This window comes from Pseudomonas koreensis (assembly GCF_025447595.1).
In the GTDB taxonomy this organism is placed as follows: domain Bacteria; phylum Pseudomonadota; class Gammaproteobacteria; order Pseudomonadales; family Pseudomonadaceae; genus Aquipseudomonas; species Aquipseudomonas koreensis_H.
The window spans coordinates 845,468-870,674 of sequence record NZ_JAOEJU010000001.1 but is presented as its reverse complement, the minus strand read 5'-3'; the positions used below and the strand labels follow the sequence as shown (position 1 = coordinate 870,674).

Annotated in this window: 21 protein-coding genes and 1 riboswitch; of the genes, 14 read left to right on the top strand and 7 right to left on the bottom strand. The window is 60.9% G+C overall.

The annotated features are described in order from the left end of the window. Positions 1-192: 192 nt before the first annotated feature. Positions 193-402, top strand: a riboswitch (cobalamin riboswitch). Positions 403-501: 99 nt separating this feature from the next. The 4 genes from cobW to N8H71_RS03775 are packed head-to-tail and all read left to right on the top strand — an operon-like array spanning position 502 to position 7,102. Continuing rightward, a complete protein-coding gene (gene cobW, locus N8H71_RS03790) occupies positions 502-1,575 on the top strand; it encodes a cobalamin biosynthesis protein CobW (protein ID WP_279309492.1) in 1,074 nt (357 codons plus the stop codon). Between the two features lie 3 nt (positions 1,576-1,578). Beyond that, positions 1,579-5,427, top strand: coding sequence for a cobaltochelatase subunit CobN (gene cobN, locus N8H71_RS03785; protein WP_262192919.1), 3,849 nt, complete (start codon positions 1,579-1,581; stop codon positions 5,425-5,427). A gap of 8 nt (positions 5,428-5,435) precedes the next feature. Further along, positions 5,436-6,437 (top strand): ATP-binding protein, encoded by a 1,002-nt coding sequence (locus N8H71_RS03780; RefSeq protein ID WP_262192918.1) that lies wholly within the window; start codon positions 5,436-5,438, stop codon positions 6,435-6,437. Continuing rightward, on the top strand, positions 6,419-7,102 hold the full coding sequence (locus N8H71_RS03775; protein WP_262192969.1) for a vWA domain-containing protein: 684 nt from the start codon (positions 6,419-6,421) through the stop codon (positions 7,100-7,102). The genes N8H71_RS03780 and N8H71_RS03775 overlap by 19 nt, the downstream gene beginning before the upstream one ends. Before the next feature lie 55 nt (positions 7,103-7,157). On the opposite strand, the gene N8H71_RS03770 is transcribed toward N8H71_RS03775, so the two are convergent. Then, entirely contained in the window at positions 7,158-8,381 is a 1,224-nt protein-coding gene (locus N8H71_RS03770; protein WP_262192917.1) for an NADH:flavin oxidoreductase/NADH oxidase family protein, read from the bottom strand. A 79-nt stretch (positions 8,382-8,460) separates the two neighbouring features. Between N8H71_RS03770 and N8H71_RS03765 the strand changes: the two genes are divergently transcribed. Beyond that, the gene (locus N8H71_RS03765; protein WP_262192915.1) at positions 8,461-8,871 is read left to right on the top strand and encodes a MerR family transcriptional regulator; all 411 of its coding nucleotides are present in this window, start codon (positions 8,461-8,463) and stop codon (positions 8,869-8,871) included. A gap of 295 nt (positions 8,872-9,166) precedes the next feature. Further along, complete coding sequence (locus tag N8H71_RS03760) at positions 9,167-10,723, top strand: TerC family protein (protein WP_262192913.1); 1,557 nt, start codon at positions 9,167-9,169, stop codon at positions 10,721-10,723. A gap of 5 nt (positions 10,724-10,728) precedes the next feature. Here N8H71_RS03760 and N8H71_RS03755 read toward each other — a convergent pair whose 3' ends face one another. The 6 genes from N8H71_RS03755 to N8H71_RS03730 form a co-directional block, all read right to left on the bottom strand. Next, positions 10,729-11,805, bottom strand: a complete 1,077-nt coding sequence (locus N8H71_RS03755; RefSeq protein WP_262192911.1) for a GGDEF domain-containing protein — start codon at positions 11,803-11,805, stop codon at positions 10,729-10,731. Beyond that, entirely contained in the window at positions 11,789-12,667 is an 879-nt protein-coding gene (locus N8H71_RS03750) for a DUF4434 family protein (RefSeq protein ID WP_262192910.1), read from the bottom strand. Before N8H71_RS03750 ends, N8H71_RS03755 begins: the two co-directional genes overlap by 17 nt. Beyond that, positions 12,667-15,825: an NfrA family protein gene (locus tag N8H71_RS03745; RefSeq protein ID WP_262192909.1), complete on the bottom strand. Its 3,159-nt coding sequence runs from the start codon at positions 15,823-15,825 to the stop codon at positions 12,667-12,669. The genes N8H71_RS03750 and N8H71_RS03745 overlap by 1 nt, the downstream gene beginning before the upstream one ends. After that, complete coding sequence (gene nrfB / locus N8H71_RS03740; protein ID WP_262192908.1) at positions 15,822-17,996, bottom strand: cyclic di-3',5'-guanylate-activated glycosyltransferase NrfB; 2,175 nt, start codon at positions 17,994-17,996, stop codon at positions 15,822-15,824. The genes N8H71_RS03745 and nrfB overlap by 4 nt, the downstream gene beginning before the upstream one ends. After that, positions 17,993-19,147, bottom strand: a complete 1,155-nt coding sequence (gene wecB / locus N8H71_RS03735) for a non-hydrolyzing UDP-N-acetylglucosamine 2-epimerase (protein WP_262192907.1) — start codon at positions 19,145-19,147, stop codon at positions 17,993-17,995. The genes nrfB and wecB overlap by 4 nt, the downstream gene beginning before the upstream one ends. Before the next feature lie 175 nt (positions 19,148-19,322). Further along, a complete protein-coding gene (locus tag N8H71_RS03730) occupies positions 19,323-19,754 on the bottom strand; it encodes a thioredoxin family protein (protein ID WP_262192906.1) in 432 nt (143 codons plus the stop codon). A gap of 314 nt (positions 19,755-20,068) precedes the next feature. Between N8H71_RS03730 and N8H71_RS03725 the strand changes: the two genes are divergently transcribed. The 8 genes from N8H71_RS03725 to N8H71_RS03690 all read left to right on the top strand — a co-directional run bounded on the left by N8H71_RS03725 (position 20,069) and on the right by N8H71_RS03690 (position 25,179). Further along, positions 20,069-20,317, top strand: coding sequence for a type II toxin-antitoxin system Phd/YefM family antitoxin (locus N8H71_RS03725; RefSeq protein ID WP_007960251.1), 249 nt, complete (start codon positions 20,069-20,071; stop codon positions 20,315-20,317). Next, entirely contained in the window at positions 20,307-20,588 is a 282-nt protein-coding gene (locus N8H71_RS03720) for a type II toxin-antitoxin system RelE family toxin (RefSeq protein WP_262192904.1), read from the top strand. Before N8H71_RS03725 ends, N8H71_RS03720 begins: the two co-directional genes overlap by 11 nt. 298 nt (positions 20,589-20,886) lie before the next feature. Next, complete coding sequence (locus N8H71_RS03715) at positions 20,887-21,735, top strand: transporter substrate-binding domain-containing protein (RefSeq protein WP_262192902.1); 849 nt, start codon at positions 20,887-20,889, stop codon at positions 21,733-21,735. Positions 21,736-21,786: 51 nt separating this feature from the next. Then, entirely contained in the window at positions 21,787-22,449 is a 663-nt protein-coding gene (locus N8H71_RS03710; RefSeq protein ID WP_007960243.1) for an amino acid ABC transporter permease, read from the top strand. A gap of 9 nt (positions 22,450-22,458) precedes the next feature. Then, the gene (locus tag N8H71_RS03705; RefSeq protein WP_007960241.1) at positions 22,459-23,121 is read left to right on the top strand and encodes an amino acid ABC transporter permease; all 663 of its coding nucleotides are present in this window, start codon (positions 22,459-22,461) and stop codon (positions 23,119-23,121) included. Continuing rightward, positions 23,118-23,915 (top strand): amino acid ABC transporter ATP-binding protein, encoded by a 798-nt coding sequence (locus tag N8H71_RS03700; protein WP_007960239.1) that lies wholly within the window; start codon positions 23,118-23,120, stop codon positions 23,913-23,915. The genes N8H71_RS03705 and N8H71_RS03700 overlap by 4 nt, the downstream gene beginning before the upstream one ends. A gap of 31 nt (positions 23,916-23,946) precedes the next feature. Then, positions 23,947-24,336: a RidA family protein gene (locus N8H71_RS03695; RefSeq protein WP_007912330.1), complete on the top strand. Its 390-nt coding sequence runs from the start codon at positions 23,947-23,949 to the stop codon at positions 24,334-24,336. Positions 24,337-24,414: 78 nt separating this feature from the next. Beyond that, complete coding sequence (locus N8H71_RS03690; protein ID WP_085745508.1) at positions 24,415-25,179, top strand: IclR family transcriptional regulator; 765 nt, start codon at positions 24,415-24,417, stop codon at positions 25,177-25,179. The last annotated feature ends 28 nt before the right edge of the window (positions 25,180-25,207 follow it).

Below are 25,207 nucleotides of genomic sequence, written 5' to 3'. Positions count from 1 at the left end.
TGGACACCGTAGCGAGGGAACACTGAGCCTAAGCGAAGTGCCGTACGCCGGGGCAAAAGCCTTTTGCTTACTTTTCGGCGTTTGGAAAAGTGAGTCGCTGTAAGAGCGAAACCATAAGAAGCCGTTACCGCAGCAACGGATATACACCCAAATCCAAAAAGCACCGCCCATTGACCCACAACCAACCCATGCGTAGCCTTGCGCTTTCGAGGTTCTTCGGCCCACGCCGAAGCTAAGAAGGGAACGCGGTCCAAGCCGCGGCTGCCCCCGCAACTGTGAACGGTGCTGTTCGCTGCCACGCCACTGCCAACTCAATCCAGAGCCAGCGGGAAGGCGCAGCGAACCCCGGGCCAAGGCCCGAACACCGTCAGCCAGGAGACCTGCCTCGTCACAGATTCTCACTTTCAACCGGGCGGGGTGATCCGGTGGCGAACTCTCCAGGCACGCACCCGCGTTGCCGGTCTCGTCCCGTATGCCCGCCACCTTGCCAAAGGGCATCCGATGAAAACACTGGCCAAACTCCCCGTCACCATCGTCACCGGCTTCCTCGGCTCGGGCAAAACCACCTTGCTGCGGCACATGCTCGACAACGCCCAGGGCCGCCGCATCGCGGTGATCGTCAACGAGTTTGGCGAGCTGGGCATCGACGGTGAAATCCTCAAGCAGTGCACCATCGGCTGCACCGAAGAAGAAGCCACTGGCCGCGTCTACGAACTGGCCAACGGCTGCCTGTGCTGCACGGTTCAGGAAGAGTTCTTCCCGGTAATGCGCGAACTGGTGGCCCGTCGCGGCGACCTCGACCACATCCTCATCGAAACCTCGGGTTTGGCCCTGCCAAAGCCGTTGGTGCAAGCCTTCCAATGGCCGGAAATCCGCAGCGCCTGCACCGTTGACGCTGTGATCACCGTGGTCGATAGCCCGGCCGTGGCTGCCGGCACTTTCGCCGCGTTCCCGGATCAGGTCGATGCCCAGCGCAAACTCGATCCGAACCTGGACCACGAATCGCCGCTGCACGAACTGTTCGCCGACCAACTGGCCAGTGCCGACCTGGTGATCCTCAACAAGGCCGACCAGACCAGCCCTGAAGACCTTGCTCGCGTGCGCCTGGAAGTCGCCGAAGAATTGCCGCCAGCGGTAAAAATCATCGAAGCCAGCAACGGTCGTCTGCCGCTGGACGTGCTGATCGGCCTCGGTGCCGGTTCCGAAGAGCACATCGACAGCCGCCACAGCCATCACGATCACCACCACGGTGAAGGTGATGACGATCATGATGACCACGATCACGATGCTTTCGATTCGATCTCCATCGAACTGCCGCAAGCCGACGAAAGCCTGCTGCTCGACGCGCTGACGCAATTGGTGGTCCAGCGCGGCATCCTGCGGGTCAAAGGCTTCGCGGCGATCCCGAACAAGCCGATGCGTCTGCTGATCCAGGGCGTGGGCACGCGTTTCGACAAGCACTTCGACCGTCAGTGGGGCGCCGATGAGGCACGCGTGACGCGTCTGGTGTTGATCGGTCAGGAACTGGACGCTGCCCACCTCGAAGCGCAACTACGCGCCGCGCTCAGCGTTTAAGCCATGCACCTGCTCAGGACCCAGCCCGGCGGTTTCGTGTCGGATGACAACATTGCCGACCTTGGACAAACCCCCGCCGAGCTGGTGATCCTGTGCAGCGGCGATTCCAGCCTCGCGCTGCTCGCCGAAGCCGCGCAGCAACTGCCCGACGATTACCCGAGCGTGCGGCTGGCCAACCCGATGCAGGTGCAGAACCATGCGTCGGTCGACCTGTATGTCGATGAAGTGCTGCGCCACGCCAAGGTCATTCTGATCTCGCTGCACGGCGGCATCGCTTATTGGCGTTATGGCGTCGAGCGGCTGGTCGAATTGTCCGAACGTGGCGTGCAGGTGATTCTGGTGCCGGGCGATGACCGGCCCGACCCGGAGCTCAGCGACTTGAGCACCGTCGGCGCCGAGGATCGCGACCGGCTCTGGCAATTCTTGCGTCAGGGCGGCATGGGCAATGCGCTGGACTTTTTCCGTTGCCTGGCCAATCGCTGGCTGGCGCGGGATTACGTGTGGGGCGAGCCGCAGACGCTGCCGCGCACGGCGATTTACCATCCGAACAAAAACACCGCCGCACTGAGTGACTGGCAAGCCGATTGGCTGCCCGGTCAACCGGTGGCGGCGGTGTTGTTTTATCGCTCGCATTTGCAAGCGGCGAACACGGCGTTTATCGACGTGTTCTGCCAACGGCTTCAGGCGGCCGGACTCAATCCGCTGCCGATCGCCGTGGCCAGTTTGAAAGAGCCCGGCTGCCTGTCGGTGGTCGAGGACTGGCTGGATGAGGTCGAAGCCTCGGTGATTCTGAACACCACCGGTTTCGCCCAGTCCAGCCCGGAAGCGCCGCATCTGCGGCCGTTCCGTCGCAATATTCCAGTGATTCAGGCGATCTGCGCCCAGGACAATGAACCCGGCTGGCGTGACAGCGAGCAGGGCCTCGGTCCGCGGGATCTGGCGATGCACATCGCACTGCCGGAACTGGACGGCCGGATCATCAGTCGGCCGATCAGCTTCAAGGATCTGGCCTGGCGCAGCGAGCGCAGTCAGTCCGATGTGGTGTGTTATCGGGCCCAGCCCGAGCGCATGGATTTCGTGGCTGAACTGGCGCGCCGCTGGGTCGATCTGGCGCGGGTGCCGAACGCTGAAAAGCGCATCGCCCTGATCCTCGCCAACTACCCGACTCGGGATGGACGCATCGGCAACGGCGTCGGCCTCGACACGCCGGCCGCCGCGCTGAATATCCTGCGGGCGTTGCAAGCTGAAGGTTATCCGCTGCCGGCCGAACTGCCGGACAGCGGCACTGAACTGATCCGGCAACTGCTCGGCGGCGTCAGCAATGACCTCGACACCCTCGATCAGCGCCCGTGCCAGCAGAGCCTGGCGATGGGCGACTACCTGACGATGTTCAACGCGCTGCCCGAAGCCAATCGCACGGCGGTTCTGGAGCGTTGGGGGGCGCCGCAAAACGATCCGATGTGCCGTGACGGGCGAATGATGATTGCCGGCCTGCGTTTCGGCCTGACCTTCGTCGGCATTCAACCGGCGCGGGGTTATCAGGTCGATCCGAGTGCGGTGTATCACGACCCGGATCTGGTGCCGCCGCACGCTTACCTCGCGTTCTATTTCTGGCTGCGCCAGACCTACGGCGCCCACGGCGTGATCCACGTCGGCAAGCACGGCAACCTCGAATGGCTGCCGGGCAAGGGCGTGGGCCTGTCGGAGACCTGCTGGCCGGACACATTGCTCGGGCCGCTGCCGAACATTTATCCGTTTATCGTCAACGATCCGGGCGAGGGTGCCCAGGCCAAGCGTCGCACTCAGGCGGTGATCATCGACCACCTGATGCCGCCGCTGACCCGTGCCGAAACCTACGGTCCGTTGCGCAATCTCGAATTGCTGGCCGACGAGTATTACGAAGCTCAGTTGCTTGATCCGCGCCGCGCTCGTGAATTGCAGCGCGACATCCTGCAACTGGTGCGTGACACGCAGATCGATCGTGAATTGCAGCTGGATGCCGCTCTCGACAGCGATGCCGATGCGGCGATCTGGCTACCGCGTCTGGACACCTATCTGTGTGATCTGAAGGAATCGCAGATCCGTGATGGCCTGCATATTTTCGGTGAGTCGCCGACCGGACGGCTGCGCATCGACACGTTGCTGGCGCTGCTGCGTATTCCGCGCGGCGATGGCAAAGGTGCGCAATCGAGTTTGTTGCGGGCGTTGGCCAAGGCGTTTCAGTTGGGGTTCGATCCGCTGGATTGTGCACTTGCTGATCCTTGGATCGGCCCGCGTCCCATGGAGCTGCAATCGCTGAGCGATGAAGTCTGGCGTACGGCGGGAGACACTCGCGAACGGCTTGAGCTGTTCGCAACACAGTTGATCACGCAGACGCTGCACAGCCCCTGTGGGAGCGAGCTTGCTCGCGAAGGCGTCGTATCAGTCGATCTTTCTGACGCTGACACACCGCTTTCGCGAGCAAGCTCGCTCCCACAGGGGCCTCACTGGTCTGAGGTGAGTGCCATCCTTGCTCATCTGCGCGAAGTAATCGCCCCACGCCTCGACGTCTGCGGCCCGGCCGAAATGCACGGCTTGCTCGACGCCCTGAGCGGCCGCTTTGTCCCGGCCGGCCCAAGCGGCGCCCCAAGTCGCGGTCGCCTCGACGTGTTGCCGACCGGACGCAATTTCTATTCGGTGGACGTGCGCAATCTGCCGACCACCACGGCATGGCGAATCGGCTTCCAGTCGGCAACCCTGATTCTCGAACGACACCTGCAGGATCACGGCGATCACCTGCGCCAACTCGGTCTCTCTGTGTGGGGCACCGCGACCATGCGCACCGGAGGCGATGACATCGCCCAAGCCATGGCGCTGATGGGCGTGCGTCCGGTGTGGGCCACCGGCAGTCAGCGCGTCGATGATTTCGAGATTCTGCCGCTGAGCCTGCTCGACCGGCCTCGGGTCGATGTCACGCTGCGGGTCTCCGGATTTTTCCGCGATGCGTTCGCCAACCTGATCCGCCTGTTCGACGCCGCCGTACAAGCCGTGGCCGAACTGGACGAGCCGGACGATCTCAACCCGCTGGCCGCCAAAGTACGCGCCGAGCGCGAAGCGCTGCGCCAGTCCGGGCTGGATGAAGACGCTGCCCGGCGTCAGGCCGGCTGGCGAATTTTCGGTGCCAAACCTGGCGCTTATGGCGCGGGCGTGCAGGGCGCCATCGACGGTCGTCTGTGGCAAACCCGAGAAGATCTCGCTGAGGTCTACCTGAACTGGGGCGCCTACGCGTACGGTGGTTCTGATGAAGGTACCGCCGCCCGCGAGCAATTCGTCCAGCGCCTGAGCCAGGTGCAGGCCGTGCTGCAAAACCAGGACAACCGCGAGCATGACTTGCTCGATTCCAACGACTATTACCAGTTCCAGGGCGGCATGCTCGCCGCCGTGGAAAGCCTGCGCGGCGAAGCGGCGGCCAGTTATCACGGCGATCACAGTCAGCCGGACCTGCCGAAGATCCGCACCTTGAAAGAAGAGCTGAACCGGGTGATTCGTTCCCGGGCGGCCAATCCGAAATGGATCGACGGGGTCAAACGCCACGGCTATAAAGGCGCGTTCGAACTGGCGGCGACGGTCGATAACCTGTTTGCCTTCGATGCCACCACGCAATTGATCGACGATCACCAGTACGCCTTGCTGGCCGATGCCTATTTGCTGGACCCGGCGACCCGCGATTTCGTACGCGAGCATAATCCCCACGCCTTGCGCGACATGACCGAACGCATGCTCGAAGCGCAACAGCGCGGGATGTGGCAGGAACCGGGCGCCTACAAAGAGGCTCTGGAAAACCTGCTGCTAGACATAGAAGAAGAGAGCTGAGACTGAACATGACCGACACCCCGCATTTTCCGCTCTGCGCCGTGGTTGGCGCCGATGACCTGAAGCTTGCGCTTTACCTGACGGCCATCGATCCGAAGATCGGCGGTGTGCTGATCGAAGGCCCGCGTGGCATGGCCAAGTCGACACTGGCACGGGGGTTGGCGGATCTGTTGGCCAGCGGTCAGTTCGTCACCTTGCCGTTGGGTGCGACGGAAGAGCGACTGGTCGGCACGCTGGATCTGGACGCGGCATTGAGCGACGGTCGTTCGCAGTTTTCTCCGGGCGTGTTGGCCAAGGCTGACGGCGGCGTGTTGTACGTCGATGAAGTGAATCTGTTGCCGGATCATCTGGTGGATCTGCTGCTCGATGTGGCGGCCAGCGGCACCAACCTGATCGAGCGTGATGGGATATCCCATCGGCACTCCGCGAAGTTCGTATTGATCGGCACGATGAACCCGGAAGAGGGTGAGTTGCGTCCGCAATTGCTGGATCGTTTCGGCCTGAATGTCGCGCTGAGCGGTCACACGGCTCCTGTCGAGCGCGGTCAGATCATTCGTCGCCGGCTGGATTTCGACAGCGATCCGCAGGCGTTCTGCGCGCAGTGGGAGGCTGAGCAGCAAGCTCTGCGCCAGCGCTGCGAGAACGCCCGCAAGGTTTTACCGGGTATCGCGCTGGATGACGCGGCGCTGGCGCAGATCACTGAGCGCTGCTATGCGGCGGGCGTCGACGGTTTGCGCGCCGATCTGGTCTGGTTGCGTGCGGCGCGGGCTCATGCAGCATGGCGGGGGGCTGAAGCCATCGCCGGGAAGGACATCGATGCCGTGGCTGAGTTTGCCTTGCGTCACCGTCGCCGCGAACAGTCTCCGACGAGTACGCAGCCACCGGCGCAATCGCCGTCCGGCACTAACGCCGAGCCGAGCGAAGGGCAGGGGCAGTGGGGCGAAATGCCGGCCCCGGCTCTCGCTACCGGCGCCCGCCGCGAAGTGCCGGCCTGGCCAAAAAAGCCTTAGGCATTCGCCCCCGAACCGACGCGGGGGCGAATGCCGGACCCCGCGCCGGACGCCTGGACAACGGCCGACAAGGCAAGCGTCATGCGGCTCGCAGTGGCTCGGTGAACTGGCCGGGTACCTTGCTCAAGGGTCGCCCGAAAGTCCGCGCAGATCTGCTGTTTCAACTGCGCACCCGTACGCCTCATGAACTGTGGCTGGTGATTGTCGACGCCTCGGCCTCGACTCGTCGCCATCAAGCCTTGAGCGATGCCAAGGGCGTCCTCGCGCAACTGTTCGACGACGCTTACCGGCAGCGCGCGCGTCTTGCGTTGCTCACCGCAAGCGGCGCGATGCCGAAGTGGCAGGTGCAAGGGCTGAAGGCTTCCAGCGGATTGCGCGCATGGCTCGAAGGTCTGGGGGCGGGCGGCGGTACGCCGCTGCTGGCAGCGTTGACCGAGGCCGGACAATGGCTGGCGGTGCGCCGCAAGCGCTTCCCCGCCGAACAGCAGCGATTGCTGCTGCTCACGGATGGCCGCTTGAAAGATGTCGCTGGATTGCCTGCACTGGCCTGCCCGGGCTTGTTGATCGATATCGAGCGAGGGCCGATCCGTCTGGGTCGGGCGAAGCACCTGGCAAGTGCGCTGGAAGTCGATTACCGGCATCTCGACGAGTTGTTGACCGTCTGAGCTGTCTCCGTGACCAGAACAGTTACCCGCGCGAGCCGGCGCGGACGCCAACCATTCACACGTCCATCGCCTGGCGGTATTGGCGCGTACGGCGACTCAGGTACAACCTGTCGCGAATCAGCGCCCAGAGTGCCGACACTTCGGGATGCGGTTTGCGTCCACGGCTCAGGCGGTGCATCTGAAAACGCACGACGGCCATGTTTGCCAGCGCCGCCAGCGGTTTGCGTTTCCAGCGGATCGGCGGCAGTTGTGGCTCACTGTTGCGACCTTCGCGCCATTGGTTGACCAGGTGCGGTTCGATAGCCAATGCGGTGGCAATGCCGGCCATGTCGATGCCGCTATCGAGCACCTGTTCGACGACCGGCAAGCGGCGGATACCGCCGGTGACCATCACTGGCATGCGTGCCACGCTTGCCAGTTCGGTAGCCATTTCCAGAAAGAATGCTTCACGGGCCAGCGTGCGTCCGTCGCGCGCTTCGCCTTGCATTGCCGGGGCTTCGTAGCTGCCACCCGACAGCTCCAGCAGGTCGATCGGTTGCTCGTTGAGCCACTCGATCACTTGTCGCGCATCGTCGGTGTCGAAGCCACCGCGCTGGAAGTCCGCCGAATTGAGCTTCACTGCCACGCAAAACTGCGGCGACACCGCCTGGCGCACGGCCTCGATCACCGACAGCAGCAGGCGCGCGCGGTTTTCCAGCGAGCCACCCCAGCGGTCGGTGCGGCGATTGGTCAGTGGCGAGAGGAACTGGCTGAGCAGATAGCCGTGGGCCGCGTGGATCTGCACCCCGGTGAATCCGGCCTTTTCGGCAAGCGCGGCGCTTTTCGCGAAGCGTTGAATGACCTCTTCGATGTCGTCCTCGGTCATCGGCTTGGGCTCGGCGAACAGTTTTGAGAACGAACCCATCTCCAGGGCCACCGCCGACGGCGCCAGTGCTTGCTGGCCCATGTTGGCGAAGGTCTGGCGGCCGGGGTGATTGAGTTGGACCCAGACCTGCGCGCCGCCGCTGCGGGCGATTTCCGCCCATTGGCGGAAGCGGTCCAAATGCCGTTCATCTTCGAGTACCACGCCTCCGGGGCCGGTCATGGCACGGCGGTCGATCATGACATTACCGGTCAACAGCAGACCGGCACCGCCGTCGGCCCAGGCTTGATACAAGCGCAACAGTTCACGCGAAGGTGCCTGCTCACGATCCGCGAGGTTTTCTTCCATGGCGGCTTTGGCGATGCGGTTGCCGACGGTCTGACCGTTGGGCAGATTCAAAATACGGAAGGGCGACATTGCTTGACTCCTCATCAGTGATGGAGAGAGGCTAAGCTTAAAGTTAACTTTAATGTCAAGCGGGCAAATCGAGGCTGAAATGAAAATCGGTGAATTGGCGCAGCAGAGTGGCTTGAGCGCTTCAAGTATTCGCTTTTACGAGGCCCAGGGTCTGATTCCCAAAGTGGAGCGCCAGGGTAATGGCTACCGACGTTACCCGCCACAAGTGCTGCAGACCCTGAATATCATCCGCAGCGCCCAGCAGGCCGGGTTTTCCCTGGAAGAGCTCAAGCAGTTGTTGCCGGCCGCCGGAACCGGTGAATTCAAGCACGATGAATTGGTGGCAGGCCTGACGCGCAAGGTCGAGCAGATCGAAGTCATGCAACAGCATCTGGCGCAGAGCAAGGCGCGGCTGCTGGAGGTGATCAACAACATTCAATCCAAGCCTGAAGGCATGAGCTGCGGTGCGAATGCCGACCGGGTTCTGGCTTCTATCTATCCCGATTCCTGACGTGATACGGAAGGCGTACAGATTTTGAAATGATTTCCAGCTGTAGGAAAAGTCATCTGAACCTGTACGCTTCAAGGCCTTTTTTCATTCAGGATTTGCATGAACACCCTCTCGGAGCCTCCCAGTTCTACTCAAAGAACCCCGTTCCTCTCGCGCCACGGCGCGGTCTTGACGCACTCCCAGCATCCGGTCTTCCGACTAACGACTATCGTTGTTGGCGCAGCCTTCGAGCTTTCGCGCCGCGCTTTGCCGTGTCCGGCAGCCTGAATTCACTGAAGAGAGATAGAGACAGATTATGGAATGGTTAGCGGATCCCACGGCATGGCTGGGCTTGTTGACACTGATCGTGCTGGAACTGGTACTGGGTATCGACAACCTGGTGTTCATCGCCATCCTGGCGGACAAACTGCCGCCCCATCAGCGCGATCGCGCGCGGATCATCGGTTTGAGCCTGGCGCTGATCATGCGTCTTGGCCTGCTGGCGAGCATTTCCTGGCTGGTCACCCTTACGCAGCCGTTGTTCGAGGTGTTCGACAAGAGCTTCTCCGGCCGTGACCTGATCATGCTGTTCGGTGGTGTGTTCCTGTTGTTCAAGGCGACCATGGAGTTGCACGAACGACTGGAAGGCCATGTCGGCGAGCGTTCGACCAACACCGCTTATGCGCTGTTCTGGCCGATCGTGGCGCAGATCGTCGTGCTCGACGCGGTGTTCTCCCTGGACGCGGTGATTACTGCCGTGGGCATGGTCGATGAGCTGGCGGTGATGATGATCGCAGTGGTCGTGTCCATCGGTGTCATGATCGTTGCCAGCAAGCCGCTGACCCGCTTCGTCAACGCCCACCCGACGGTGATCATGCTGTGTCTGGGCTTCCTGATGATGATCGGTTTTGCCCTGACTGCCGAAGGCCTGGGCTTCCACATCCCGAAAGGTTATCTGTACGCGGCCATTGGTTTCTCGATCCTGATCGAGATCTTCAACCAGATCGCCCGCGCTCGTCGCAAGCGCTCGATGCAGGGCTTGCGTCCGATGCGCGAGCGCACGGCTCATGCGGTGATGCGTCTGTTGGGTGGTCGCAAACTGGCGGTGGAAGAGGTCGGCGAGGAAATTTCCGACTTGCTGGATAACGGTGAAGCCCCGAGTGCGGAACTGTTCGACCGTCGCGAGCGGGTGATGATCAGCGGCGTGCTGCAATTGGCCGAGCGACCGATTCGCGCTTTGATGACGGTGCGCGCCGATGTCGATCACATTGATCTGGCGGACGACGCGGAGGCTATTCGCACGCGACTGATGCATTCGTCCTACTCGCGCTTGCCACTGATTCGTAACGGCGCGGTGGATGAACCGTTGGGCTTCGTGCACAAGAAGGAATTGCTCAAGGAATATCTGGCCGGCAACGAGCCGAACCTTGAACACCTGGCGCGCAAGACCGTCAATCTGCTGGACAGTTATTCGATTCTCAACGCACTGGAACAAATGCGTGCGGCCTCGACCCACATTGCCTTTGTGGTGAATGAGTTCGGTGACTTTGTGGGTGTGTTGACCATGACCGACATTCTCGAATCGATTGCTGGCGAACTGCCGGACGCCAGCGAAATCGCCGGCCCGGATGTGGTCGAGGAGCAGGGTGGGTACCTCGTCAACGGTGCGCTGAACCTGAACCGCATCCGCGAACACACCGGTTTTCGCGCCGAGCCGACCGAGGATTACCAGACCCTCGCCGGACTGGTGATGAGCCTGCTGGATCGCCTGCCGATGAAGGGCGATCGACTGGAACATGAAGGCTGGGGCATGACCGTGATGGCGGTCGAAGAGCGTCGCGTGACGCGGGTGTTGCTGGTGCGTGAGGCCTGACGGCCTCACTGATGAAAAGTGTACCGGTCCTTGCCGGTATGCTTTGACTCATACAGTGCTTCGTCAGCCTTGATCAGCGCCTGGTTGAGGGTGTCGCCATCTTCGACCCGGGCCAGACCGATGCTGATGGTCACCGGGTGCCGGGTCGGTTGCTCACGCACCACCCGGCACAATTCCCCGGCCAGCGCCTCGACATCTTCGCGGCGCACACCGGCCAGATAGATCGCAAATTCCTCACCGCCCAGTCGTGCGTATTCGAAACGTGACATCACGGTTTTGATGTCCGCCGCGATGCGCTTGAGCACCTCATCGCCGATGTCGTGGCCGTACACATCATTCACTTTCTTGAAGTTGTCGATGTCGATCATCGCCAGGTAATGGTCGTGTTCGCGCGGCACGGCTTCCAGTGTTTTTCCGGCGCGGGTCATGAAGGAACGGCGGTTGGGGATTTCGGTGAGGGTGTCATTGTAGGCCTGGTCCAGCAACAACCTGGACATGATGTAGTTGTAGAGCTTGGCCTCGCGCAGCTTCAGAAATGTATAGATCGTCAACGCACAGAGAAACACGCTGTAGGCGATGGTCATCACGCCCTTGAGTTCCAGCAGGTCGATGCCGGTGTGCATGAACGGGTTGAGCATCAGCCAGGTGATGACCTGAGCAGTGAAGAATGACCAGCGGCTGAGCGGAAGTACCGAAGCGCTGTACAGCGTGGTGGCGGCGGCCAGCACCAGCCAGATGCCATGGAAGGTCGGCGGCAGGCCGTCGATCACCATGCGGATGCCTAGCGTGATGACCGCCACGAAAGTCAGGTTCAGCCAGTCGAAATGGCGCGCCTTGCGAGTGAACCCCAACACCACCGCAAGAATCGCAAAAGCGGCGATGAACACCATTGAGCGCCAGGTGAAGCCTTGGTCGCCAATGAAGCTGACAATCAGGTCGAACGCCAGCCAGATGCCCATGCTCGCCAGATAAATCAGCAGGCAGAACGTGTGCAGCCGTTCGAACTCATGTTGAATGAACTCTTCCCACACTTCAGCGGGCGCAGATTTCTTCAGGACTTCGTCTTCAATGGTTTTGTACATTGCTGCCCTGATGCTTGCGTTGGTTGTCCAGAATCACTTTTCCCCACGGCCGATACCGCAGGGAAAACACCGCGTTCTGATGGCAGCCGGTCGAGGTCGCATCCGGACTGGCCGGTTCGGCACGGAATGGCTCACCCTTGCGGCTGACCTGCCGGAAAGCCTCCCGCACGATGCCTACGGAGCAGGGCAGTGCACTGGCGTAACCGTTGCGCACCAGTAGCGGCATACGTCCGGTGCCTGCGCCGTCCTGCCACCAGACCTGTGTGCCGGATGTCGTCAATTCGCCCAACCATTGCCCGTTGACCGCTGGAGCCAGCTTGCCGGCACTGAAGGCGCTGACATGCAGTGGCGCGTCCAGTTTTGCCGCGAAGTCCTTCAACTGACGCTGAAGCGTGGCCCGTCGATCTGCCGCCAGAAAGTGAAGGTCATCCAGCTCCAGCGGCAGATACCAGCCGCTGACAGGCAGTTTCCAGTCCTGACGCAGCTTCTGTTGCTGGGCCAGGGACTGCCCCAGTTGTGCCTGCCAGTACGCACCGAGGCCGGCGCTGTCCAGTTCGTCGATGCGCTGGTAGTAGGCCGGGTCCATCGCCAGGCCGAGCACCAGTTGCAGACCTTGTCGTTGTGCGAGTTTCAGGCTGTTGGCGAGCCAGCCAGTGGCACCGCCAAAGTCCGAGTTGCCATAGGCGGTCCACTGCACGATCACGGTGCGAGTGCCTTGCCTCGCGGTGTCCTGCCAGACTTTCTGCCACTGTGCCTGGGTCAGGCCCGAATCCACATTCAGCGGTTGATAGAACACCCGCTCATCAGCCTGTGCAACGCTGGCGCCCAACAACAGGCACAAACTCAACATCCATCGAGCCATCAGAAATTCCACTCCACGCCCAGCAGCACACCGTTGCCGCCTTCATACAGATTGCCGCCCAGCGACTGTTGATATTCGGTGCGAACCGTCAGTTTCGAGCGGTAGGCGTTGTAGCGATCTTCGTCGTACCACCATTGCCAGCGCAGACCGACGCCGGTACGCAGATCCTGGCGCCAGTCGTTGCTCGGATCCTGGCTGGCAAACTCGAGGAAGCCGTAAGGCATGATCGTCTGGGCGCCGCTGTTCGGCAGTTTCCAGGCGTGACCTTGCTGGAATCGCGACAGCCACTGGTGATCGCCGGCCTTGGTCCACCACGCGGCGTCGAGGTAGAGAAATCGCTCGTCCCAATCGTTTTCGTCGACACGCCAGTCGTTGCGGTACTTGCCCTGATCGAGGAACGAAGCGGTGGCGCGCAGCAGGTAGTCGGTAGTGGTGTGGCCGTCCCTGCGGTGATCGTTGACCTGATCGAACAGTTTTTCCGGCACGAGCATCTGGCCGAGGCTCAGGCTGTGGTTGTCGTCATCGTCGAACTGGCTTTGTTTGTAGATCTCGCCGTAGAAGTTGATGTTCTGTGTTCCCCACGGTTTGTAGCGCAGACCGACACCGGCGGCGAGGGACTCCGCGTAACTGGAGCGACCTTGTCCGCCCAACAGCACGCGACCGTACACCGACAGCGTACTGCCGGCGCGGCTCGGTTCTTCGCCCAGGGCGTGGTCCCACATTGCCAACTGTACGTTCTGCGAGTCCGCGCGACGGCGCGAACCCTGGCTTTCGTCCGGGCGTACGAAGTCGTTGGTCGAAACACCGGCGGGCGACCAGGTACTGGCAATCGTGCGACTGTCACGGCGCGATAGCGTTTCATGGGCGCGGCGCTGGCGGTAACGTCGGGCCTCCATGCTGCCGTCTTCGTCATCGGCTGCCACCGGGTTCTGCTCCAGATCGATCACCCGACGCAGTTCCTTGCGGGCAGAGGCGCTGTCTTCAACTTCGTCGTAACGCCAGGCCAGGGTTTCCCCGAGACGGTAATCCTCGGGGAAATCGCGGGTGGCCTGTTGCAGATACGGAATCGCCGTGGCGCGCTCTTTGCGGGTTTCGGCACCGGCCAGACGCATGCCGTAGTCGGCGCGATATCGCGGGTTGTTTGGCTCTCGGCGCACCGCTTCGGCCAGCCATGCGGTGCTTTGCGGCAAATCGCCGGCCTTTTGCGCGGTAACCGAAGCAGCGTAGAAATGCCCGGCATCCGGTGCCTGCTGCAGGGCCTGACGCTGACGCTGCAGTGCCTGGGTGTGATCACCCCGTGCGTCGGCGATGGCTGCGCCGAGGGCCCATTCATTGGCGCCGCGAGTGGTGCTCTGCTGCCAGTAGGTTTCTGCGGTCTGGCTGTCGCCGACGTTCAGCGCGCTGCGACTGGCCGTCAGACGTGCGTTGTCGCTGAGTTCCGAGCTCGGGAAGCTGCGCCAGATGGTCAGTGCGCCGGCAGAATCACCGGCCGCCTCCAGGGCATAGGCCAGCGGCAGACGACTGCTGCGATCACCGAGCTTTTCAGCCTGCTGGTAATAGACGACGGCTTCACCCGGGCGCTCAGGCATGGCGCAGCGACCAAGCGCGCGGTAGTCGCCAGCCGCTTGCGGGTGGCTGCCGATGGCTTGCTGCACGGCGTCGCACTGGCCGGTCTCCGCGAGTTGCGCGAGCAGTTGGCCGCGCGTCGCGCCGTCCACCCGGTTGAGCAGCAGCGCCATGCGTCGCTGTTGCTCGGGTGTCGTGGATGGCGCTGCGGCATACAAACCGGCCAGACGTTGCAACGCCGTCGCCGGTAAACGTCCGTCATGACGATCGAACGCGGATTCCAGCAACTGCTGGGCGTGCGCGCGATCGCCGGCATTCACTGCCAGATAAGTCGCCTGATTCAGCGAAGACAGGTTGTCGGTCTGCCGGTAATGCAGTTCCCACAGGGTTTCTGCTTCGATCATCCGACCCATGCGCTGCGTCAGCTCCGCACGACGCTTGACGATATCGGGCGTCTGTTTCTGCCCGGCCAACCAGGCGTTGACCTCGGCGCTGCGACCTTGCTCCTGCCAGATGTCGAGCACCTGCGTTTGCCGTCGGCTGTCCCAAGGCTCCGGTAGACGGGTGGTTTGCAACAAGTCAGTGGCTTGCAGACGCTGGGCGAGTACCAGCCAGGTCTGTGGATCGTCCGTCGGCGTACAGCCGCGCAGTTGCTTGAGCGCCGCTTCCGGATCCTGCCGCGACAGCCATTCGGCGGTTTCCAGGCAAGGGCGTTGCAGATCGTTGCTCAGGCGCTGCACGGTGGGCACGTCTTCGGTCTTGCGCGCCAGTTCCCACAAACGCTGACGCTGTGCCGGATCGGCCAGATCGCTGGCCGGCAGTGATTGCATCCAGCGTTGGGCCTGTTGTTCGTGGCCCATGGCGATGGCGCGGTCGACCATCGCCAGTCGAATGTTACGCGCCGCTTCGGGACTTGGCGCCTGTTGCAGCAGTTGCTGCAGCGGCTTTTCATCGAGACGCTGCACGTAAGCGTTGGCCAGCCGTTGCCAGCCTTTGGCATCCAGTTGCTTGCGCGCGGCCAGCGGCGCCAGTTGGTCGATGGTACCGCTCCAGTCGCGCAGTTGCTCCGACCAGTTGGCGCGGGCCAGGCGCAAGATGTTGTCGTCACCCTTGGGCGCCAGTTGTGCCAGCCAGTCATGGGCCTTGGCCGCGCCGCCGAACTTGGCCAGGCTCAGGCTGTAGGCTTGCCAAAGACGTACGCGATCATTCAGGCTGCTGGTGGCCATCCAGTCTTCAACTTGCGTGCTGGTCGGCGGGTCTTGTTCGATCCAGGTCAGGCGCAGGTCTAGCAGGGCGTCGCTGTTTTCCGGCAATGCTTGCAGCGCTTCCTTGTAACGACGTTGCTTGGCCAGGGACTCTACTAACAGCGCCCGGGCCTCGTCGTTTTTAGGGACCTTTTCCAGCAAGTGGCGCATCAGCCGTTCGACTTCTTTCCAGTTTCCCTTTTTCGCCTCGCGATAACTGCGGTCCATGTAGGGATAGCTGCGAAACTGTTCGAAGTCGCTCAACGGCGCAGCCTGTAGCGGATATGCAGTGCTCAGCCCCAGCAGCAGGCTACCCATCAGCAGGGTGTGACGATGCACAGGCTTCATGCGACCTCCCGGACAATGCGGTAGGCGGCTTGCTGTTCGCTGGCCTGATCGGCCAAGGCTTGCTCCAGTACCTCTTGGGTGATCATGCCCCGGGAAATCAGGTGTTCGCCGAGTGACATTTTCTCGGCATCGAAATCGATCAACGCCTGATTGAACAGGGTTGGCGGCACCATGCCGCGCACCTGCAACAGATTGCCCAGCAGCACTTGATGGCGGCTGACCCGTTCCAGCAAGGCTTCATCGTCCTGATGGCGCTCAAGCACTTCGAGCATGTGGCGAACTTCCTCATTCTGACGGGGGCTGGCGTACCAGTAACGAATCCCCAAAGTAACGCGGCCCTGAGGGGCCAGACGGCTACGCACCGGGCGTTTCAATTGACGGCTTATTGCGCCGAGCGAGACCTGGCTGACCGGGCCTTCGGAGGCCAGAATCAGGGTGTCGCCTTCTTCGGCCACGGGTAGTACGCCGTAATGCGATGCGACCCGGCGCGGCACCGCATCAATCAGGCGTTTGTCGAGCTTGAACGGATTGAGCGGCGCCCATTCCAGATCCAGCTGTTCGGCCAGGGTTTGTGCGAGTTGCGTACTGTCGATGTACTCACGCAGCAGCAGTTCGCGGCCGAGTCGACGGCGCACAGGGCTGGTGATCGCCGCTTCCAGTTGTTCTTCGGTAAGCAGACCTTTTTCCACCAGCCGATGGCCGAGCGGGGTGCGCTGTGCTTTGGTCAGCGCCGGAAATTCGTGGGTGGTCTTGTCCCAGGCTACACGCCGCGAATCGCCCATTTCCATGACCTGACGCAGGGCACGCAGGTTGGCGAAGAAGTTGACGAAGTTGCTCCACATCATGCGCGGCGCCGACAGCAGACCTTCAACCAATCCGTAGTAACGAGTGACAAACCAGCCGCGCTGGAACAGACGGTTGAACAGCATCAGACCATTGAGCCACAGCAGTACCGAGAGCAAAGAACTGTCGGCGAGGATCGAAGGGTAGCGCCAGGAGTCCGGGGAGATGATCGTCACCGCCCACATCGCCAGCAACACCAGGAACAGCAGGTTCACCAGAAAGCTCAGCAGGTACGCGATCAGCCCGCGACGATCACGCCAGAGGAAATAATTGAGCAGACCCTTGCGGCTCCAGCCGAGGTTCTTGGTGCCCTGGAAGACGATGCCGACAATCCACCGCGATTTCTGCCGGATCGCGTGTTGCAAGTCACGTGGGAAGTGTTCCCGCACGCAGATCACTTGGGAGAACTCGCGGTTCATGCCGAACACCCACGGTTGCTCCAGCGCCAGTTTCGGATCGCTGACCGAGTAGCGGGCGAAGATGCACTTCATGCCTTTCTGCTTGAGGCGAAAACCGATGTCGTAGTCTTCGGTGAGACTCTGCACATCGAAGGCAATGCCGTCGCCGTCCTCCAGCAGGGCGCTGATGGCCTTGCGGCTGAAGCAGGTGCCGACGCCGGCGCTTGGCACCTGGCCGGTGAGGGCTTCGCGGACGATGACGTCCTTGCCGTGGTTCTCGGCGAACTCATCGACGTAGTGTCCGGCAGTGAAGCCTTTCCATTCCGGCGCGTAGGGGTAGACCGGAATCTGGATCAGATCCTTGTTCGGCAACAGGTAGTTGTAGAGGCGCAATTCCATCGGTGAAATCACGTCTTCGGCGTCGTGCAGGATGAATCCGGCGAACTGGATTTTCGCCTCGCTCTCGAAGCGCAGGATTGCGTCGATGATGTTGTTCAGGCAGTCGGCCTTGCTGGTCGGTCCGGGGCGGGCGCAAACCACTTTGTGTACGTTAGGGTAGTGTTGGCAGACCGCGTCGACATCAGCCTGGGTTTCGGCATCGTTGGGGTAGGTGCCGACGAAAATCTGATAGTTCTCGTAGTCGATGGTCGAGGCGGCCAGGCGTGCCATTTCACCGACCACGCCGACTTCGTTCCACGCCGGCACCATGATTGCCAGCGGTTTCTCGGGGATCGAATACAGGCGTTCCTCGTCGGCACGCTTGAATTTCTCGTAGATCCGCCAGCGGCGGATGAATTTGCGGCTCCAGTAGACGAGGTCGATGAACAGGTCATCGAGGCCGAGGATGAACATCAGCAGGGCGAGGGCAATCGCCACATATTTGAGACCGAACAGCACATACGCGAAGAAATCGACCCAACCCAGGCTCATACCCCGTTACCCACCGCCGAGCGTGCGCTCAGCCAGGCGTGGAGGCGGGTGGCGATGCGTTCACTGGCGTGGCCGTCACCGTAGGGACTGTGGACGCGGCTCATGCGTTTGTAGGTTGCCTCGTCATCGAGTAACTGGCTGGCCTCCTTGACGATCTTCGCTGTGTCGGTGCCTACCAGCAACACGGTACCGCCCTCGAGTACCGACGGGCGTTCGGTCACATCACGCAAGACCAGCAACGGCTTGCCGATCGCCGGGGCTTCCTCCTGGACACCGCCGGAGTCGGTCAGGATGAAGTGCGCGCGCCCCATCAGCCAGACGAAGTTCGGGTAATCCTGAGGGGCGACCAGATAGATGTTGGGTTTGTCGGCGAGCATGCCGTACACCGCGCTCTGCACCTGTGGGTTGAGGTGCACCGGGTAGACGAATTGCACATCCGGGTAGCGCAGGGCGAGATCGGCCAGGGCCTGGCAGATGTTCTGGAAACCATCACCCAGATTTTCCCGGCGATGGCCGGTGATCAGAACCATGCGACGGCTGTCGTCGAGTACTGCCAGAGGCGAATCTGCTGCCGGGCGCCAGTTGCTCTGTTGTTGGCTGGTTCGCATCCACAAGAGTGCATCGATCACGGTGTTACCGGTGATTTCGATGTTGTCCTGCGGTACGCCTTCGCGCAGCAGATTGGCTTCAGCCTTACCGGTCGGCGGAAAGTGCAGATCGGCGATGACGCCGGTCAGGCGCCGATTCGCTTCCTCGGGCCACGGCGCGCGCAGGTTGCCGGTACGCAAACCGGCTTCGACGTGACCGATGGGCAACTGACGATTGAAGGCGGCGAGGGCGGCAATGAAGCTGGTGGTGGTGTCGCCGTGTACCAGCACGATGTCCGGTTTGACCCGTTCGTAGGCCTGGTCGAGTTGTGCGAGCAGATGTTGCGAAAGACCGTTGAGCGTCTGCCCCTGGGTCATGACTTGCAGGTCTTCGTCGACTGTCAGTTCGAATGCATCCAGCACCTGAGTGAGCATCTCGCGATGCTGGCCGGTGGAGCAGATGTTGAGTGTGATGTCGGGCCACTGACGCAGAACCCGGGCCAGCGGGGCCATTTTGATGGCCTCCGGGCGAGTACCGAAAACCATCATGACATTAAAGGACATTGACCCCTCCTGGGACGAAGCAAGGCTGCAAGCAGAGGGCTGGCAGCACTTATCTCTTTCTGAGAAATAAAGAAAAGCAGCCGGATGGGAGCTTGTCCAATCCGGCCTCAAGGCTAGTTGTTACAGATCAATTGGAACGAAGGTGCCATTACCTGATGGCTCTTAGGTGGCACTTTCAGGAAAAGTTCCATCGTTTTGCGCGGGGGACGGTGCAGAGGGTGTTGAGGGTATGGCGCAGCCAGCGCAGGTCATGGGCCGGTTTGCACGCAGCGGCGCTGGCTCTGGGTTTGCCGAGGTGCTGGGTGAAGTCTTGCAGGAGGGACTCCTCCGTACCGATGCCTTTCAGTTTTTTGATCAGGACGCCTTCCCTGTAGAACAACACCGTTGGCGTCCCCGTGACATCCGGATGTCGAATTGACTGTGCGGTATCGAGCATGAAGATATCCATCCAGCGCCGGAAAGGTTTGGCGATCTCGAGGAAGACTGGACCTGCGAAAACACAGGCGCCGCAGTGCTCGTTGAAGAAATACATGACGACAAGGCGCCTGGCTTTCAAGACCTTCCGGTACGTCGGGGGCAACGCTGAATATTGAGTCGGCGTCGTCATTGGAGCCTCCTGAGCAATGAATCTGGAAGGTCTTTGACGTTAAAGCAGGGCAAAACGGCGGTCTACTGTCAGAAATTACAGGTAGGTCCTACAAAGGATGATTTCGTCCTACTTTGATGCAAGAGCATTCCCTCAGAAGACTCAGATCCGCGGAGGCCAGGCAGTTGGTATCGTTTTCCAGGCATTTATCAAAGGAGCTTCTGATGGGCAGCGATGCAGGTTTGAAAGCAGTTTTCGTAGCAAAAGGATTGAAGTCAGATGCGTCCTGGAGTGCTATTTTCAGCACTCTGAAAAGCACTCCGAGGCAACCCTTCATGACTCATATTGTCCTTTCCCAAGTCGTAGCAAGCATTTCCGAACTGAAAAAAAATCCCATGGGAACTGTCGCAGCAGGCGGCGGTGATTCAGTCGCAATTCTCAACCGCAATGAGCCGGCCTTTTATTGCGTCCCGGCAAAAGCCTATGAGGCGCTGATGAATCGCCTTGAGGACCTGGAGCTGATTGCTCTGTGCAAGGAACGGGAAAATGATCCGACCATAAAGGTCTCGATAGATGACCTATGAGCTGGAGTTTTCGGAGAAGGCCTGGAAAGAATGGAAAAAGCTCGATGCGAATCTCAAGGAGCCGTTGAAGAAGAAGCTTCAGGAGCGGCTTGAGAATCCGCATGTTCCAGCTGACCGGCTCAGAGGACTTGGAGGCGCTTATAAGATCAAGCTACGGAATGTCGGGTATCGACTGGTCTATCGCGTCAAAGACGAAGTGCTGATCGTGACAGTCATTGCCATTGGTAAAAGGGAGCGGGGAGACGTATACAAAATTGCTATCGAACGTTGACCCATTGCTTGCATCTGCTCCGGCATCTCTTATGGTAACAATGGGCACTGCCCCTGAATCGATCACCCGTGCACCGACTGGGAACCTGCTACCCGCATCGTTGTAGCCAACGGTAGCGCACGCTCCGCTCTCTCACTGTTTCTCTATTTTTCCTTTCTACGTATCTCTTTGATTCCTGAGAATTTTCAATCCATTGCAGATTCCCCGCGAATCCTGTGGCACACTTTCTGCTGTCTATTCCGCAGTAACAAACCGTGTTCCGGTATAGCGGAATAAACAATCCTCTGGAGTGCTTGCCATGCATCGCCGACTTTCCTTGTTCAAAGCGTGTGTTTTTGTTCTCGCGGCTTCGTCCGCTGTCGTGGGTATGGCCCACGCGGCCGACAGCAAGCTCGACAGCGTCCTGGCCCGTGGAAAACTGATTGTGGGGACCGGCAGCACCAATGCGCCGTGGCACTTCCAGGGCGCGGATGGCAAGTTGCAGGGTTTTGATATCGACATCGCCCGGATGGTGGCCAAAGGTCTGTTCAATGACCCGAGCAAGGTCGAGTTCGTGGTGCAGTCGTCCGATGCGCGGATCCCCAACCTGCTGACCGACAAGGTCGACATGAGCTGCCAGTTCATCACCGTCACCGCCAGCCGTGCGCAGCAAGTGGCGTTCACCCTGCCGTACTACCGCGAAGGCGTCGGCCTGCTGCTGCCGAACAACAGCAAGTACAAGGAAATCGAAGATCTGCAGGCCGGTGGTGACGGCGTGACCGTGGCGGTGCTGCAGAATGTGTACGCCGAAGAGCTGGTGCATCAGGCGCTGCCCAAGGCCAAGGTCGATCAGTACGACAGCGTCGATCTGATGTACCAGGCGGTGAACTCCGGCCGCGCAGATGCCGCTGCCACCGACCAGTCTTCGGTCAAATACCTGATGGTGCAGAACCCTGGCCGTTACCGCAGCCCGACTTACGCCTGGAGCCCGCAGACCTACGCGTGCGCCGTCAAACGTGGCGATCAGGACTGGCTGAATTTCGTCAACACCACCCTGCATGAAGCCATGACAGGCGTTGAGTTTCCGACTTACGCAGCATCGTTCAAGCAGTGGTTCGGCGTGGATTTGCCATCGCCCGCCATCGGCTTCCCTGTCGAATTCAAATGATCCCGTGAGAGTGGGGCGCTACCACGCGCCCCGCTCAAGGTACTGCCGACCATGAACTATCAGTTGAACTTTGCCGCCGTGTGGCGCGATTTCGACACCTTGCTGGCGGGGCTCGGTCTGGGCCTCGAACTGGCGCTGGTGTCGATCGCCATCGGCTGCGTGATCGGCCTGCTGATGGCGTTTGCCTTGCTGTCCAGGCATCGCGCCTTGCGGGTGCTGGCATCGGTGTATGTGACGGTGATCCGTAACACGCCGATTCTGGTGTTGATTCTGTTGATCTACTTTGCGCTGCCGAGCCTGGGGATCCGGCTGGACAAGATCCCGTCGTTCATCATCACCCTGTCGCTGTATGCCGGGGCGTACCTGACCGAAGTGTTCCGCGGCGGTCTGTTGAGCATCCCCAAGGGCCAGCGTGAAGCGGGGCTCGCTATCGGTCTGGGCGAGTGGCAGGTGAAGGCCTACGTCACCGTGCCGGTGATGTTGCGCAACGTGCTGCCGGCGCTGTCGAACAACTTCATTTCGCTGTTCAAGGACACCTCGCTGGCTGCCGCGATCGCGGTGCCGGAGCTGACCTATTACGCGCGCAAGATCAACGTCGAAAGCTACCGGGTGATCGAAACCTGGCTGGTGACCACGGCGTTGTATGTCGCGGCCTGTTACCTCATTGCCATGCTGCTGCGGTACCTCGAGCAGCGTCTGGCAATCCGCCGATAGGAGGCTGCGATGTACGAATCCCCCAGTTGGTTGCATGAGTTGTGGATTGCCCGCGAAGCCTTGTGGCAAGGCTTTCTGACCAGCGTGCAAGTGTCGGCGCTGGCCATTCTGTTCGGCACGGTTATCGGCGTATTTGCCGGGTTGGTGCTGACTTACGGCAAGTTCTGGATGCGCGCGCCGTTCCGCTTTTATGTCGACCTGATTCGCGGCACTCCAGTGTTTGTGCTGGTGCTGGCCTGCTTCTACATGGCACCGGCGCTCGGTTGGCAGATCAGCGCGTTTCAGGCAGGCGCCTTGGGTCTGACGCTGTTTTGCGGCTCCCACGTGGCCGAGATCGTGCGCGGTGCGTTGCAGGCGTTACCACGCGGGCAGATGGAAGCCGGCAAGGCCATTGGCCTGACGTTCTATCAGTCCCTCGGCTACGTGCTGTTGCCTCAGGCGCTGCGGCAGATCCTGCCGACCTGGGTCAATTCGTCCACGGAAATCGTCAAGGCCTCGACCTTGCTGTCGGTGATCGGCGTGGCCGAGCTGTTGCTCAGCACACAACAGATCATCGCCCGGACGTTCATGACCCTGGAGTTTTATCTGTTCGCCGGTTTTCTGTTCTTCGTCATCAACTACGGCATCGAATTACTCGGCCGGCACATTGAAAAGCGGGTGGCCCTGCCATGACTCAAGCTCAAGTTTCCAACGTCCAGAACGGTCAGCCCCTGCTGGATATCCGTGGCCTGCACAAACAATACGGCGCGGTCGAAGTGCTCAAAGGCGTCGACCTGAGCATGCAGCGCGGCAACGTGGTGACCCTGATCGGCTCCAGCGGCTCGGGCAAGACCACGCTGCTGCGCTGCGTGAACATGCTGGAGGAATTTCAGGGCGGGCAGATCCTGCTCGACGGCGAATCCATTGGTTATGACGAACTCAATGGCAAACGCGTACGCCATCCGGAAAAAGTCATCGCCCGCCATCGTGCGATGACCGGCATGGCGTTCCAGCAATTCAACCTGTTCCCGCACCTCACCGCGTTGCAGAACGTCACCCTCGGCTTGCTCAAAGTCAAAAAGATGCACAAGGACGAAGCCGTGGTCCTGGCCGAGAAATGGCTGGAGCGGGTCGGTCTGCTGGAGCGGCGCAATCACTTTCCCGGCCAGTTGTCCGGCGGTCAGCAACAGCGCGTGGCGATTGCCCGGGCGATTGCGATGAACCCGAGCCTGATGCTGTTCGACGAAGTCACCTCGGCCCTCGATCCGGAACTGGTCGGTGAAGTGCTGAACGTGATCAAGGGCCTGGCCGAGGACGGCATGACCATGTTGCTGGTGACCCACGAAATGCGTTTTGCCTTCGAGGTCTCGGACAAGATCGTTTTCATGAATCAGGGGCGCATCGAAGAGCAGGGGCCTCCCAAGGAACTGTTCGAGCGTCCTCAATCGCCGCGGCTGGCGGAATTTCTCAAAAGCACGCGGTTCTGACTTTTCACTTTTTCAATCAGGAGAAACACCCATGAGCATTACTCGTTACGGCACCGGCAGCACCGCCGCTGGCGGCCAGCCTCGTCCATTCGCCCGCGCAGTCGAGGCCGATGGCTGGCTGCACGTTTCCGGTCAGGTGCCGGCGGTGGATGGCGAGATCATTGTGGGGGGCATCGTCGAGCAGACGCACCAGACCATGAAGAACCTGATCGCGATTCTCGAAGAGGCCGGTTATGGCCTGGAAGACGTGGTACGTGCCGGCGTGTGGCTGGACGATCCGCGGGATTTCAGCAGTTTCAACAAGGTCTTCGGGGAGTACTTCAAGCCCGAACACGCACCGGCCCGGGCCTGTGTGCAGGCGAGCATGATGGTCGACTGCAAGGTCGAGATCGACTGCATTGCGTACAAGAAAAAAGCTTGAGCATTGACCGTTCCCGCGCAGAGCGTGGGAGCGATCTTTCGCGATAAACTCCCGGCACTTTGAATGGGAACCACTGAAATGACCGAAGACACCATCAAGCGCCGGGCACGCGGTCTGGACCGGGCGTTCGATATCCTCGATTTCCTCAAGGAGATCGGCCAGCCACTGCGTCCGAACGATATCGCCAACGGCATCGGCAGCCCGAAGTCCACGGTCTACGAACTGGTGGCGTCATTGCTCGAACGGCGGATTCTGGAGCCGGTGGGCAAGGACGGTCACGTCTATCTCGGTCGTCAGCTGTACTTCCTCGGCCAGGCGCATTTGCGTCACTTCGACCTCAGTCGCGAGGCCGATCACGCGTTGCAGGAAATTGTCAGCCAGACCCGGGAAACCGCGCAGATGTGCCTGCTCAACGGGCGCAAATACACGGTGGCGCTGATGAAGGAGGGCGAGCGGCATTTCCGCATTTCTTCCGATATCGGCGAAAACGCGCCGATTCCGTGGACCGCATCCGGACGCCTTTTGCTGGCGCACTTGAGTGACCAGCAGATCAGCGACCTGATCGACCCCGACGACTTCATCCTGCCGGGTGGCGAACGCCTGCCGATGGAGACGTTTCTGGCGGAAATCCGTCAGGCCGGCATCGACGGTTTCTTCTCCTTCGACAGTGTCGCCGACACCTTCACCCATTGCTTCGCCGCCCCGGTCAAAGACCCTCAAGGCGTTGCCATCTGCACCCTGTGCATCGTCGCCCCGCGCGCCGATGCCAAGACCAATTACAACGACTATCGCCGGGTCTTGATCGAGAGCGCCAACAGCCTCGCCCGGCGAATCAACGAATAACCGCGCCCGCCAGCGGGCGCGACTGTGA

Bases quoted from the DNA above. Each gene is read 5' to 3' on its own strand.
- cobW (WP_279309492.1), top strand. From the start codon at position 502: ATGAAAACACTGGCCAAACTCCCCGTCACCATCGTCACCGGCTTCCTC.
- cobN (WP_262192919.1), top strand. From the start codon at position 1,579: ATGCACCTGCTCAGGACCCAGCCCGGCGGTTTCGTGTCGGATGACAAC.
- N8H71_RS03780 (WP_262192918.1), top strand. From the start codon at position 5,436: ATGACCGACACCCCGCATTTTCCGCTCTGCGCCGTGGTTGGCGCCGAT.
- N8H71_RS03770 (WP_262192917.1), bottom strand. From the start codon at position 8,381: ATGTCGCCCTTCCGTATTTTGAATCTGCCCAACGGTCAGACCGTCGGC.
- N8H71_RS03765 (WP_262192915.1), top strand. From the start codon at position 8,461: ATGAAAATCGGTGAATTGGCGCAGCAGAGTGGCTTGAGCGCTTCAAGT.
- N8H71_RS03760 (WP_262192913.1), top strand. From the start codon at position 9,167: ATGGAATGGTTAGCGGATCCCACGGCATGGCTGGGCTTGTTGACACTG.
- N8H71_RS03755 (WP_262192911.1), bottom strand. From the start codon at position 11,805: ATGTACAAAACCATTGAAGACGAAGTCCTGAAGAAATCTGCGCCCGCT.
- N8H71_RS03750 (WP_262192910.1), bottom strand. From the start codon at position 12,667: ATGGCTCGATGGATGTTGAGTTTGTGCCTGTTGTTGGGCGCCAGCGTT.
- N8H71_RS03745 (WP_262192909.1), bottom strand. From the start codon at position 15,825: ATGAAGCCTGTGCATCGTCACACCCTGCTGATGGGTAGCCTGCTGCTG.
- nrfB (WP_262192908.1), bottom strand. From the start codon at position 17,996: ATGAGCCTGGGTTGGGTCGATTTCTTCGCGTATGTGCTGTTCGGTCTC.
- wecB (WP_262192907.1), bottom strand. From the start codon at position 19,147: ATGTCCTTTAATGTCATGATGGTTTTCGGTACTCGCCCGGAGGCCATC.
- N8H71_RS03730 (WP_262192906.1), bottom strand. From the start codon at position 19,754: ATGACGACGCCGACTCAATATTCAGCGTTGCCCCCGACGTACCGGAAG.
- N8H71_RS03725 (WP_007960251.1), top strand. From the start codon at position 20,069: ATGACTCATATTGTCCTTTCCCAAGTCGTAGCAAGCATTTCCGAACTG.
- N8H71_RS03720 (WP_262192904.1), top strand. From the start codon at position 20,307: ATGACCTATGAGCTGGAGTTTTCGGAGAAGGCCTGGAAAGAATGGAAA.
- N8H71_RS03715 (WP_262192902.1), top strand. From the start codon at position 20,887: ATGCATCGCCGACTTTCCTTGTTCAAAGCGTGTGTTTTTGTTCTCGCG.
- N8H71_RS03710 (WP_007960243.1), top strand. From the start codon at position 21,787: ATGAACTATCAGTTGAACTTTGCCGCCGTGTGGCGCGATTTCGACACC.
- N8H71_RS03705 (WP_007960241.1), top strand. From the start codon at position 22,459: ATGTACGAATCCCCCAGTTGGTTGCATGAGTTGTGGATTGCCCGCGAA.
- N8H71_RS03700 (WP_007960239.1), top strand. From the start codon at position 23,118: ATGACTCAAGCTCAAGTTTCCAACGTCCAGAACGGTCAGCCCCTGCTG.
- N8H71_RS03695 (WP_007912330.1), top strand. From the start codon at position 23,947: ATGAGCATTACTCGTTACGGCACCGGCAGCACCGCCGCTGGCGGCCAG.
- N8H71_RS03690 (WP_085745508.1), top strand. From the start codon at position 24,415: ATGACCGAAGACACCATCAAGCGCCGGGCACGCGGTCTGGACCGGGCG.